Source organism: Salinicola sp. NYA28a, from assembly GCF_976982775.1.
Genome location: NZ_OZ334582.1, coordinates 418,354 through 430,282, shown reverse-complemented (window position 1 = coordinate 430,282; position 11,929 = coordinate 418,354). Strand labels below are relative to the sequence as shown.

Sequence of the window (11,929 nt, the reverse complement as noted above, 5' to 3'; positions counted from 1 at the left end):
GCTGCGTGATCCGTGGCTGGCTTTCGATGCCCTCATGATACGCAAGCCACGGCTCGCCGTCAGGGCATCCACCCCCTGCGTCCCCCATGGGGAAAGCGATACAATGAGAGAAGGCAATGAAAGAAAGCGATGAACCGGCCGATTCGGATCCCGAGGGATCCGCCAGCCGACACCAGCGGAGGAATCTGCCATGAGATCATGGTCGCGAATGACGAGATGGCCGCAAACGACACTGCTGCTGATGGCGCTGCTGATCGGCGGGCTGTCGCTGCCCGCGTTCGGCCAGTCCGCGGTGCAGCCCAGGATCACTTCCCAGCAGGATGACCAGCGCACGATCGACGAGTACCGGGTCAACGGCAAGCTCTACGCGATCCGCATCGCCCCCAACGATGGCAAGGCCTATTTCCTCTACGACGACAATGGCGATGGCGACTTCAAGCGGGTCGACGCGCCCAGCGTTCCCGTGCCGGATTGGGTTCAGAACGACTGAGTCCGGCTGGCGAATGCCGGCACGCCCGGCGCCGCTGCCCTCCGGCATCCACTAGCCGGTAGGAGAGCGCCCCGCGAGCCGCTACAATGCGCGCTGGCTTTTTTATCCTGCGGTTTTTCATCACCAACGTCCGCCCCAGATTCCGAGATCCCATGGCCGTATTCACCCCGTTGAGCGACGAACAGGTCGCCGAGTTTCTCGACCGCTACTCCGTCGGCCGCCTGCAAGCGCTCAAGGGCGTGCCGCAGGGCACCGAAAACAGTACCTTCTTCGTCACCACGGAACAGGGCGAGTGGGTGTTGACGCTGTTCGAGCAGGGGGAGTTCGAGGATCTGCCGTTCTTCGTCGATCTGCTGGATTATCTGGCCGCACGCCAACTGCCAGTGCCGGGTCCGGTCCACGATCGCGACGGCGTCGCCCTGCAGCGCCTGGCCGGTCGCCCCGCACTGCTGTTCCCGCGCATGCCGGGCAGCCACCCCAGCGCCCCGAACCTGGCCCAGTGCGCCGCGCTCGGCGATGCCCTGGGCCGGATGCACCAGGCCTCGCAGCATTTCACCGGCGAGCGCACCAATCCGCGCAATCTCGATTGGCTCCAGCGTCGCCATCGCGAAGTCTTGCCGTTTCTGTCGGCGGACGATCAGGCTCTGATGACCCGCGAGATCGCCGACTACGCCCAGGCATTCGACGGCATCGAACTACCCACGGGCGCGATCCACGGCGACCTGTTCCGCGACAACACGCTGTATGACGGCGACCGGCTCGGCGGCATCATCGATTTTTACAACGGCTGCACCGGCGATCTGCTGTTCGACCTGGCCATCGTGATCAACGACTGGGCCAGCGACGAAACCGGCGATCTCGATGCCGACCGCTACGAAGCCATCCTCGGCGCCTATCTCGCGCATCGGCCGCTGACCGCGCAGGAACGCGAACTGTGGCCGACCATGCTGAGGATGACGGCGCTGCGCTACTGGCTGTCGCGGCTGCTGGTAATCCATGTCGACCCGCCAGCGCACGACATCACGCCGCACGATCCGGCGCGCTTCCGCACCCTGCTGGGCCGACGCCTCGACGGCCGCGTGCCGGCACTGCCCGACGCGGCCGGATAAGCCGCGATTTTCGTCACGAGGCCTGCATCGCGGGCCTCTTTCGACTAGCTTTTCCCTGACATCAGTGGTCGTGACCTTCTCGCGACGTCATAATGCGCGCCATTCGCGTTCCCGGCCCATCGTCATCCATCACGCCGGGATTTATCGCCGGTCGTTCATCACCGGTTGTTCATCACCGGTCGCACGGAGAACGTCATGAAGCACTCTTCCCCCGCCGCACAAGCCCGCCGCACCTACAACATCGATCAGTGGGGCAGCGGCTATTTCGATGTCGACGATCAGGGCCGCACGCTGGTCCGCCCGCTGGGCAGTGAAGTGCCCGGGCCGACGCTGGTACTCGACACCCTGGTCGACCGCCTGCGCGACGCCGGGCTGCGCCTGCCGGTACTGGTTCGCTTCATCGATATCCTCCACGACCGCGTCGAACAGCTCTGCATGGCCTTCGACCGCGCGATGAAGGAGGAGGATTATCAGGCCAGCTACACCGCGGTCTATCCGATCAAGGTCAACCAGCAGCGCCGCGTGGTCGAGGAGATTCTCGCCACCCAGGAGCGTGGCCATGGCCGGGTCGGGCTGGAAGCGGGCAGCAAGCCGGAGCTGATGGCGGTGCTGGCCCTTTCCGGCGACGACGGCTCGTCGCTGATCGTCTGCAACGGCTACAAGGATCGCGAGTACATCCGCCTGGCGCTGATGGGCGAGAAGCTGGGCCACAAGGTCTATCTGGTGGTCGAGAAGTACTCCGAGCTGAGCCTGATCCTGGAAGAGGCCGAAAACCTCAAGGTGAAGCCGCGCATCGGCCTGCGCGCCCGGCTCTCCTCGGTGGGCAAGGGCAAGTGGCAGGATACCGGCGGCGAGAAGTCCAAGTTCGGCCTCACCGCGAGCCAGCTGCTGGCCATCACCGAACGGCTGCGCGACGCCGACGCGCTGGACAGCCTGCAGTTGGTGCACTTCCACCTCGGCTCGCAGATCGCCAACATTCGCGATATCCAGCGCGGCCTGCGCGAGTGCGCGCGTTTCTACCACAGTCTGCGCGAGCTGGGCGCGCCGATCGACACGGTGGACGTCGGCGGCGGCCTGGGCGTGGACTACGAAGGCACCCGCTCGCGCAGTTTCTGCTCGATCAACTACTCGATGCAGGAGTACGCCACCAACGTGGTGTGGGCCTTCCGCCAGATCTGCGAAACCCACAACCTGCCGCACCCGCAGTTGATCTCCGAATCCGGCCGCGCGCTGACCGCCCACCACGCCGTGCTGGTCACCAACGTGATCGGCGAGGAGCGTCTCGGCCACATCGAACCGGAGCGCCGGGTCGAAGGCGACGCCCACGTGGCCGAGCTGTGGCGCGTCTACGACCGTCTCGAAGGCATGCGCGAACCGCGGGACCTGGTCGAGGCGTATCACGACGTGGTCCAGGCGGTGGGCGAACTGCAGGATCGTTTCGTGCTCGGGCTGGCCGACATGCAGGCCCGCGCCGAGGGCGAGTCGGTCTACTTCGCCGCCTGCCAGCGCCTGCACAAGCGCCTCGACAACCGCAATCGCGCACACCGAGAGATCGCCGACGAGCTGGCGGAAAAACTCGCCGACAAGCTGTTCGCCAACTTCTCGCTGTTCCAGTCGCTGCCGGACGTATGGGGGATCGACCAGGTCTTCCCGGTACTGCCGCTGACCGGGCTGGACCGCGAACCGACCCGCCGCGGCGTGATCCAGGACATCACCTGCGATTCCGACGGCCGGATCGATCTCTATGTCGACGGCCAGGGGCTCGAAAGCACGCTGCCGCTGCCAGAGTGGGACGACGATGACGACAAGCTGATCGGGCTGTTTCTGGTGGGGGCCTACCAAGAAATCCTCGGCGACCTGCACAACCTGTTCGGCGACACCGACTCGGTCGACGTCGCCCTCGACGAGAACGGCGAGTGGCGGCTTTCCCACGTCCAGCAGGGTGACGCGGTCGCGGACGTGCTGGGCTACGTCAACTTCGACGCCGTGGCGCTCAAGCAGAAGCTCACCGAACAGCTGATCGCCAGCCCGCTGAGCGTCGAAGAGCGCGAACTGTTCGTCAGCGAGCTGTCGGAAGGCCTCAGCGGGTATACCTATCTGGAGTGATGGCCGCGAGCCGCGAGAGCAATATGGTCTCCGGTAAGAGAAGAGCGCCAGCGGTGAATGCTGCTGGCGCTCTTCGTAGCTCGTAGCTCGTAGCTCGTAGCTGCTGTTTAGCGCCCCGAAGCCGGCGCAGTCGTAGCTGCTCTCAAAGCGCCCCGGGGCTGGCGCAGTCGTCTTTGCGTTTACCGCGTACGCGTGCCGACATCCAGCCCCAGCGAGAGCGACAGGCCGAGGACGGCATCACGGGGTAGCTGGCCGACGCCGGAGGGCGTACCGGTCAGGATCACGTCGCCCGGCTCGAGAGTGAAGGTGCGGGTCATCTCCTCGATCAGCGACGGCATGTCGAACAGCATGTCGCTGGTCTTGCCGCTCTGCTGGCGCTTGCCGTCGATATCGAGATGGAACGTGATCGCGCTCCAGTCGACATCGCCCTCTACCGGTACGAAACGTGAGATCGGGCAGGCACCGTCGAACGCCTTGGCCCGCTCCCACGGATGCCCCTTCTCCTTCAGCTTGGACTGCACGTCGCGCAGCGTCAGGTCCAGCGCCAGACCGACTCCGACCACGCCCTTCATCGCCTCTTCCGCACTGACGTGACTCATGCGTTCACCGATCAGCAGCGCCAGCTCGGTCTCGAAATGCACCTCGCCATGGGCGAACTGCTGTTCGATCGGCTCTTCCAGCTCGACGGCACTGGTCGCAGGCTTGATGAACAGGATCGGCGACTGCGGCACCGGGTTGTTGAGTTCCTTGGCATGTTCGGCGTAGTTGCGCCCTACGCAGAGAATCTTGCCCAGCGGCAGACCGGTCTCGAGACCGTCGGTGAATCGGGTGATGAAAGGCATGGCGAGCTCCAAAGCAAAAGCGATGACCGTTGATAATCTCCAGAGATAGAGATCGATCTTCCAGGCGAAAATCGCGCCTCCAGACGCAAGAAGCCGCCGCTGGCGGCAACTCATCGAGTCTACCTCCAACGGCGGCTTATGGCATCACGCCGGCTTTCCGGTCAATTCCGAGCGCCTGCGGGCGGTCCGATACCGGCCGGCGCGATCAGGGCCTCAGTGCGTGCCCTGCTGGGGCGTCCACACTTCGTCCGGCTGATGCGCCAGGAACGACGGACGCTGCTTCCGGGCGCCGAACGGCTGCACGCAGGCGTTATCGCGGCGGTTGTAGACGAAGAACGCGTTACTGCGCGGATCCGGCGACATGTTGGCGTTGGAGCCATGCAGCGTGTTGCAGTCGAACAGCAACAACCCGCCCGCGGCGCCGGTGGGCGCTTCGATACCGCGCTGATTGATCAGCTCGCGCAGCGCTTCGTTGCTCGGCACGCCGAGTTCCTGCTGCTTCAGCGACTGCTTGTGATTGTCGTCCGGCGTCTCGCCCAGGCAGTGCACGAACACCTTGTGCGAGCCGGGGATCAGCATCAACGGGCCATTGAAGTGATGGTTGTCCGTCAACACGATCGAGGCGCTGACGGCGTGCATCTCGGGCATGCCGTCTTCGGCGTGCCAGGTCTCGAAGTCCGAGTGCCAGTTGAAGCCCTTGCCGTGGAAGCCGGGCTTGTAGTTGATGCGAGACTGATGCACGTAGACATCGCCGCCGACGATCTGACGGGCGCGTCCCATCAGGCGCTCGTCCTGCGCCAGTTCGCTGTAACGCGAGGACAGGTGATGAATCGCGAACAGCGAGCGGATCTCATGGCTCTGCGGTTCGGTGATCGAGAAGTCCCGGTCACGGAAATCGTCGCGGTCTAGCATCACGGCCAGTTCTGCCCGTAACGCCTCGAGCTCTGCCTGGCCCAGGAAGTTGGGCTCGAAGAGAAAACCATCGCGTTCGAAACGATCCAGTTGCTCGCCGCTCAACGGGCCATCCAGATGGCGCCCCTTGACGACTTCCTCCTGACGCGGCTGCCAGAGCGCTTCCTGCGGCTGGCGTAGGCGTGTCGGATAGCGATCCTGTTTCGTCCACGTGGCATTCTGAGTTTTGGGGGATGCGGTCTGTACTGACATCCAATCACCTCCAAGTTTGTGATCAGGGTTCAGATCCAGTCCTAGGTGCGATGAAGCATCAAACAGTGCGTCGCACTAAACTTGATTAGGAAAGGGTCAAAGGATCCTCGGTTATCTTTCAAAGGGGTACTCATCCTAGAAAAGAGCACCGGAATTTCAAGTCTCCAACAGTCGAAGCCGGTGGCTCTCGCCTAGTGAGCTCACGGTGACATCCACCAACCGCGGCAACGATAACGTAAATCAATTAACGCTGAATCGCCTCTGCCCCGCTTACACGACGACACAATGCCGGATACGGCTTTCATCATGGCGTCATACCACCGCGCCACACTACGCCCTCCAGAACGACGAGCCCCACACCACCCTCACCTCTTCCCAATCTCTGGAGGTACGCCATGATTCGCGTCACGCTGGATCTCACCTGCTCGATCTGCGATCACGACCAGTTCCATCTCCCCGTGCGGGCCGAGGAGAGACAACAGATTCGCTGCGCGAACTGCACCGCCTTCAAGTGCTACTCGGCAGACCTGGAAAACGCGATGATCGCCCTGAGTCGTGACAGGACGCGTGACAAAAAGAAACATTCCGGCCAGGGCCAGCCGGGGCAGGATCGCGCCAACGCCGCATGATCGTTGGCGACGGCGATATCGACGGCATGACGATCAGTCTGTCGGCGTCGTATCGGGCTTGTCGGGCGTCTTGGCAGTGCGAGGATTCGGCAGCCGCCAGGCGGTGGGTTCCCAGTCATGGTAGGGCCGCATCGGCTTGACCACCGCATCCCGATAGAAAGAGACGAACGGCTCGGCGATCAAGGGTGGCTCGGCCTTGGGGACATCGCCAAAGTGGCAACGGAAGTTGGCACAATTCAGCGGTTCTTCTGCATGGGCACTGGCGCCCCCGCCGGCACTCGAACCCGCGCTCCAGCTCATCACGCAGACGACGGTCATGAAACAGCCGAGGGTTTTCATGGCATTCTCATTCCTGGTGGCCCGCTCGCTTGGCCGGAATCGCGACGAAAACCCTGAGTGTAAGGAGGCATGCGACCTGGCGCCGCCTGAAAGGCGTAGTACTCCAGGCGCGAGAAACGTCAGGTGTCAGTCGCGATTTACCACCAGTGCAGCGGATAGCGGCGATGCCGCGCCAGATTGTTGATCAGCACCGCGATGAGCAGCATCAGCAGGCACCCGGCCGCTACCGGAAAAAACGCATAGGACCAGCCAAGCGAGTGCAGCTCCTCGGACCCGATCACCGCGATCAGCGCCGTCGCGCCGCCTGGCGGATGGAGCGTGTGAGTCAACTGCATGAGCAGGATGGAGGTCGATACCGCCACCGCCGCCGCGATCCAGCTATCGCCGAGCAGCTTCCAGACCAGTACGCCGCACAGCGCCGAGAGCAAATTGCCGAACAGAACGTTGCGCGGCTGCGCGAGCGGGCTTTCCGGCGCGGCATAGAGAAGCACCGAGGTCGCGCCGAAGGACCCCACCATCAGCAGCGAATGCGTCTGAAGCGATTGCGCGCTCAGCCATCCCACACCGGCCATGCCCAGAAACGCGCCCAGCCATGACCAGACCGCGTCACGCCAGCAGGGCGTCTTACGGCTCACTGGCGAGCCTTTCATCTTACCGAGATACGTCTTGACCATCTTGACCCAGGAAGCCGATAAAAAAGGAGCGCTATATTGCCATCGGGCAACGAGCCCGCCAAATAGCGCTTGGCTATGGTTTTAGAGCGCGCTGTCTATATGGGAATGGGGGCTCCCCTTTGCAGCGATGCGCACTGCGCCATGACCATGCTCGCCGGGGCGGGGCGGCAGATCGGCAGCCTGTAATCGAGTGGTTGTATGAAGGGGATCAGGCAGGGGCTTGGAGAGTGCCAGTAAGCGGACTCGAACCACCGACTTACACATTACGAATTCAGGAACTAGGTATCACCGCAACCAGGATGCAGCGCTCCGGGCCTGCCAGAGCCGGCATCACAAGGGATCTGACAAATCACTATAGGTTTGTTTTGGCACAGCGATTGTACCAAAAATGCACCAAGATCGGAGCGCTAAACGTCACTTTACTCGTCTGTCGAAATATAATTGCTACGTGATTGACATATTGTTACGCAAATCGTAGATTCAACTTAGCGTAAGCGTACCGCTTACTTGTGGCAGCTGCCGCTAATAGGATGCCGGGAAGCCCTTCGGGGCGCTCGAAAGAGCTGAAGTGGGGGAAGGGCGGGACCTTGGAATAAAAGCCTGCACAACCTCGTGACAAAGGTAGACGCGCCGGCACAGCTGATTGCTGTTTTGGCATCCTAACGGTAGCGAAAGCATGATCAGCTGTGTAGTGCCTGTGTGATGGTAGGTAGCGTCTACTATTCAATCCCCTTAGAGCTCGGTGATGCACCAATTCAAGGTCTCTAGTAATTCAATTGCATCTATGGGTAGCCTTGCATCAGGGCTAAACCTAAGTCGTGAGCAGCTCAATAAAGCTTTAACAATCCCTGCCGAGTCGAGGTATGTCAAGGTCAAGGGGTCTATACCAAAGAGTGATGGTACTAAAAGAACTGTTTATAACCCTCATCCCTCTATAAGATTGGTCCAATCCAGAATCAACAAAAACATCCTTGCCAACGAAAATATTATTTCTTGGCCTGATTACATCTACGGATCAATTCCTAACTCTTACAAAGGAACAGACGAAGAAGTAAGAAAAGACTACATTGCCTGTGCCTCAAAACACTGCCTCTCCAAGTCGCTATTAAGCTCTGTCTGAAAAATCGACGAGCGATGGCCAGACAAGGCAAAAATCGGCGAAAAAGCGGAGTTTACAGGGAAGTAAATGAGCCTTTTGAGCCGATTTTTAACGCAGTATGGGCGAGCGCAGGCATTTTTCAGACAAAGCGTAAAAATAGATATCAAAGATTTTTTCGACAACATTCACCGGGATCATGTAATCAACATCTTCCAAGATATTCTACATTACCCCAAAGAAATAAGTGAAACCCTTACAGACCTTTGCACCTTTAACGACTGCTTGCCACAGGGCGGACTAACTTCTAGCTATCTAGCGTGCTTAACGCTCAACTTTTCAGAGTATTCCGTAGTTCAAAGATTACAAAAGAAAGGCCTAACCTATACTAGATATGTAGATGATATAACTGTCTCATCCAAGGTCAGCAATTACGATTTCGGCTATGCGAAAAGAATAATTTACGACATGCTCGATCAAAAAGATCTTCCAACAAATGAAGAAAAGTGCTCCGTAACTTATGACTCTTCGACTCCTTTGATTGTGCATGGCCTAAGAGTATCGTTCCAGTCTCCGAGGCTACCTGCAAAAGAAGTAAGCAAAATCCGCGCTGCCGTCAGATCAATAGAAAAGTTGGCAACGATAACGAATTACAGGACTACGCATACTTATAGAAAAGACTACAATCGCTGCATGGGAAGAGTTAACAAATTAGCACGAGTCGGGCATAGTCAACATTATAAACTAGTGGATCGTCTCACGGCGATAAAGCCTTTAGCAAGAAGACAAGATGTAAGAAGAGTCCGCAGTACATTACGGAAACTTGAGCGCTATCACGCCACACACAAGAACACCCGCTGGTACTATGACAGATACAATACTGCAAACGCGAAGCTGAACATCATACAGCGAAACTTCCCTAACATAGCCGATATTCTCAGGCTTAAATTAAAAGCTATTAAGCCAGAGTATCATCACAATGCGTATAAATAAAATTAAACCATATTACAGGGCTGGCTTAATCCTAGTCAAGATTTTTATCTAATTAACGCTACGTGCTTAGGAGTTGCTTTATTCGGACTAATAGCAGGAACAGCAGTATTAATAATCACGTTTTTGGCTGGCGAAACGTACAGCAAAGAAATTTGTTTATCTAATGAGTGTTTCGATAATTTTTATAGAAGCATAAGCTCCTCACTAATTATCTTTAAAACCACCGGAACAATCGCACTTGGCATATTTGCATTTGGAAGTTTTGGCGTAGCATGTAAAAATTACGTGAACAATAAGGTGACGACAAATAGTAACATCCATCTTTCGCATATGAATCTTTTCCTGAATTTTTCAGAAAAAGAAGCTTCAAAAAAGGACAACCTAAACTTAAACTCTATAAATTTCATGGAATGGTACAACTTGGCATACAAGGATTCCCAAGAAGGAAGTCTAAAGACATCAGAAAGATATATGCAAAACCTTAAGAGGATCGAGGAATTAATCGAGCTGTCAAACGAAGAGTTCCATGGCCCCAGCATGACTGATTTTGACTATCGGCGACATCAAACCAGGATGATCGATTGTTTTAAGGAGTTCGGCATCCAACTAAACAGGCTGCCAAGGTTGAAATTTTACGAAGTAGAATCTCAAACGCTTGAGCTAATTAATACAATTAATGTTTCCTTTTGTAAAATCACCCAATATGACCATTTGTTGTCTTTACGGAGATACAGGTAAGAACCGGGCTACGATGGGCAACAAAATCCGTAGTATAGAAAAGCTCTGCCTCCTCATGTACTACGCAAATTCGCGTAAAAAATCGCACCCTCCAACCCCCAGCGCGCCCAGTGCTAGCGCGGCTTCCGCCCAACTGCCAACGTGCGTAATTTTCGACCTATTTAGCGCGCGGGGCGGGGTGCTGATCGCGCGGCTCAGGTCGCAGCGAGCCAGGGGCGGGCCACAGCCAAACGAAAAAAATCGCCTCGACTGGGCGGCCTTGAGTCGCTTCAAGCGACTGATAGAAAAGCAAAATATGCCTGGTGCCGGTAAGTGGACTCGAACCACCGACCTACGCATTACGAATGCGTTGCTCTGCCAGCTGAGCTATACCGGCCAGGCGGCGCCTATCATAATCATCAAATTCGCGGCGGACAACTGGGAAACCGCACGCCTGGCTGCGCCTAGCGTCTGCCGGGTCAGCGCTCCCGGTTCTCCGAGGCAATCTCGTCCGAGGCCACCACGCCTGTCGGCGATTCCGCTTCCGCCTGTTCCTGCCGATACAGCGACCAGACGACGATGAACAGCGCGGCGATCAGCGGGCCGAGCACGAAGCCGTTGATACCCATCAGCGTCATTCCGCCTACCGTGGAGATCAGCACCACGTAATCAGGCAGCTTGGTCTCCTTGCCGACCAGCGGCGGGCGCAGGAAGTTATCGACGAGCCCGATCACCACCACGCCGACGAAGATCAGTATCGCCCCTTTGACGTAGGCGCCGGTGATCAGGAGATAGGCCGCCACCGGCACCCAGACGATTGCGGAGCCGATCGCCGGCAGCAGCGACAGGAACGCCATCATTACGCCCCACAGCAGCGCGGCTTCGATCCCCAGCGCCCAGAAGGCGACGCCGCCGATCGCACCCTGCACGATGGCGATGATCACGTTGCCCTTGACGGTGGAACGCACCACGGCGGTGAACTTGTCGATGAGCTGGTAGGTGTATTCGTCGCTCAGCGGAATCGTGATGCGGATGTGCTGCCCCAGGGATCGGCCGTCCCGGAACAGGAAGAACAGCAGGTAGAGCATGATGCCGGCGCTGACCAGAAACTGGAGCGTGTTCTGACCGATGCTCAGCATGTGCGTGGCGATCAACTGACTGCCCTGTTCGAGGGCGGATGCCAGACGATTGCTGATATCGGAAAGACTGCCGAAGCCGGCGTCACCCAGCCAGGTCTGCGCCGAGGCCGGCAGCGAACTCTGGAACTGCTGGACGTACTCGTTGAAGTCGATATCGCCACTGCCCACGCGCTGATAGACGCTGGCGCCTTCTCGCACCAGAGCCCCGAAGATCAGTGACATCGGGATGATGACGATGAACACGCAAGCCATCACGCTGACCAGCGCAGCCAGGTTGCGGTGCCCTTTCAGCCGCGCCTCCAGCCGCCGATGCATGGGCTGGAACAGGATCGCCAGTATCACCGCCCAGAGCACGGCACCGTAGAACGGCAACAGCAACCAAACGAAGGCGATGGACACTAGCGTCAGCAATAAGATGAACGCCTTGTGCTGGCTCAGAGAACTCATGAAGATTCCGACTCGAAAGGACATATGCACTAAGCATAGCGGCCCTGACCCAGGGACGTTCAGTAGAGAATGTGGTAACCGCTTATTTCCCGGCACTCGCGGCGAGACGATCGAGCGAAAATAGAGTCCCGCCCGGTGAATTCGAGCCAGCGAGGCGCGCCCGCCCGAGACATAAAAAAAGCGC

The 11,929-nt window shown here is 58.4% G+C and carries 12 protein-coding genes and 1 tRNA gene; 7 read left to right on the top strand and 6 right to left on the bottom strand.

From position 1 onward, the window contains the following. The first annotated feature begins 190 nt into the window (after nt 1–190). From ACWHY3_RS02080 to speA, 3 genes are all read left to right on the top strand, one after another. Nucleotides 191–490 carry a DUF2782 domain-containing protein gene (locus ACWHY3_RS02080; protein ID WP_303856608.1) on the top strand — a complete coding sequence of 100 codons (300 nt, stop codon included), beginning with the start codon at nt 191–193 and terminating at the stop codon, nt 488–490. 152 nt (nt 491–642) lie between these two features. After that, nucleotides 643–1,599 carry a homoserine kinase gene (locus ACWHY3_RS02075; protein WP_448127465.1) on the top strand — a complete coding sequence of 319 codons (957 nt, stop codon included), beginning with the start codon at nt 643–645 and terminating at the stop codon, nt 1,597–1,599. A gap of 195 nt (nt 1,600–1,794) precedes the next feature. Beyond that, on the top strand, nt 1,795–3,705 hold the full coding sequence (gene speA / locus ACWHY3_RS02070; RefSeq protein WP_448127464.1) for a biosynthetic arginine decarboxylase: 1,911 nt from the start codon (nt 1,795–1,797) through the stop codon (nt 3,703–3,705). A gap of 179 nt (nt 3,706–3,884) precedes the next feature. Here speA and ACWHY3_RS02065 read toward each other — a convergent pair whose 3' ends face one another. Together ACWHY3_RS02065 and thpD are read right to left on the bottom strand one after the other, a co-directional pair. Next, nucleotides 3,885–4,547, bottom strand: a complete 663-nt coding sequence (locus tag ACWHY3_RS02065; RefSeq protein ID WP_448127463.1) for a fumarylacetoacetate hydrolase family protein — start codon at nt 4,545–4,547, stop codon at nt 3,885–3,887. A 213-nt stretch (nt 4,548–4,760) separates the two neighbouring features. Beyond that, a complete protein-coding gene (gene thpD / locus ACWHY3_RS02060) occupies nt 4,761–5,711 on the bottom strand; it encodes an ectoine hydroxylase (RefSeq protein ID WP_448127462.1) in 951 nt (316 codons plus the stop codon). Between the two features lie 395 nt (nt 5,712–6,106). Here thpD and ACWHY3_RS02055 point away from each other — a divergent pair, with 395 nt between their 5' ends. After that, complete coding sequence (locus ACWHY3_RS02055; protein ID WP_303856618.1) at nt 6,107–6,340, top strand: hypothetical protein; 234 nt, start codon at nt 6,107–6,109, stop codon at nt 6,338–6,340. Between the two features lie 33 nt (nt 6,341–6,373). On the opposite strand, the gene ACWHY3_RS02050 is transcribed toward ACWHY3_RS02055, so the two are convergent. Both ACWHY3_RS02050 and ACWHY3_RS02045 read right to left on the bottom strand, forming a co-directional pair. Then, nucleotides 6,374–6,679: a hypothetical protein gene (locus ACWHY3_RS02050; RefSeq protein WP_332780401.1), complete on the bottom strand. Its 306-nt coding sequence runs from the start codon at nt 6,677–6,679 to the stop codon at nt 6,374–6,376. Nucleotides 6,680–6,816: 137 nt separating this feature from the next. Next, a complete protein-coding gene (locus ACWHY3_RS02045; RefSeq protein ID WP_448127461.1) occupies nt 6,817–7,353 on the bottom strand; it encodes an HPP family protein in 537 nt (178 codons plus the stop codon). Nucleotides 7,354–8,098: 745 nt separating this feature from the next. Here ACWHY3_RS02045 and ACWHY3_RS02040 point away from each other — a divergent pair. The 3 genes from ACWHY3_RS02040 (at nt 8,099) to ACWHY3_RS02030 (ending at nt 10,180) form a co-directional block, all read left to right on the top strand. Beyond that, nucleotides 8,099–8,473 carry a hypothetical protein gene (locus ACWHY3_RS02040; protein ID WP_332780463.1) on the top strand — a complete coding sequence of 125 codons (375 nt, stop codon included), beginning with the start codon at nt 8,099–8,101 and terminating at the stop codon, nt 8,471–8,473. A 66-nt stretch (nt 8,474–8,539) separates the two neighbouring features. Beyond that, complete coding sequence (locus tag ACWHY3_RS02035; RefSeq protein ID WP_332780462.1) at nt 8,540–9,442, top strand: reverse transcriptase family protein; 903 nt, start codon at nt 8,540–8,542, stop codon at nt 9,440–9,442. 9 nt (nt 9,443–9,451) lie between these two features. Next, nucleotides 9,452–10,180, top strand: a complete 729-nt coding sequence (locus tag ACWHY3_RS02030; protein WP_448128129.1) for a retron Ec48 family effector membrane protein — start codon at nt 9,452–9,454, stop codon at nt 10,178–10,180. A gap of 300 nt (nt 10,181–10,480) precedes the next feature. On the opposite strand, the gene ACWHY3_RS02025 is transcribed toward ACWHY3_RS02030, so the two are convergent. Both ACWHY3_RS02025 and ACWHY3_RS02020 read right to left on the bottom strand, forming a co-directional pair. Further along, nucleotides 10,481–10,556 (bottom strand) — tRNA-Thr (locus ACWHY3_RS02025). 82 nt (nt 10,557–10,638) lie between these two features. After that, entirely contained in the window at nt 10,639–11,745 is a 1,107-nt protein-coding gene (locus ACWHY3_RS02020) for an AI-2E family transporter (RefSeq protein WP_448127460.1), read from the bottom strand. Between the last annotated feature and the right edge of the window lie 184 nt (nt 11,746–11,929).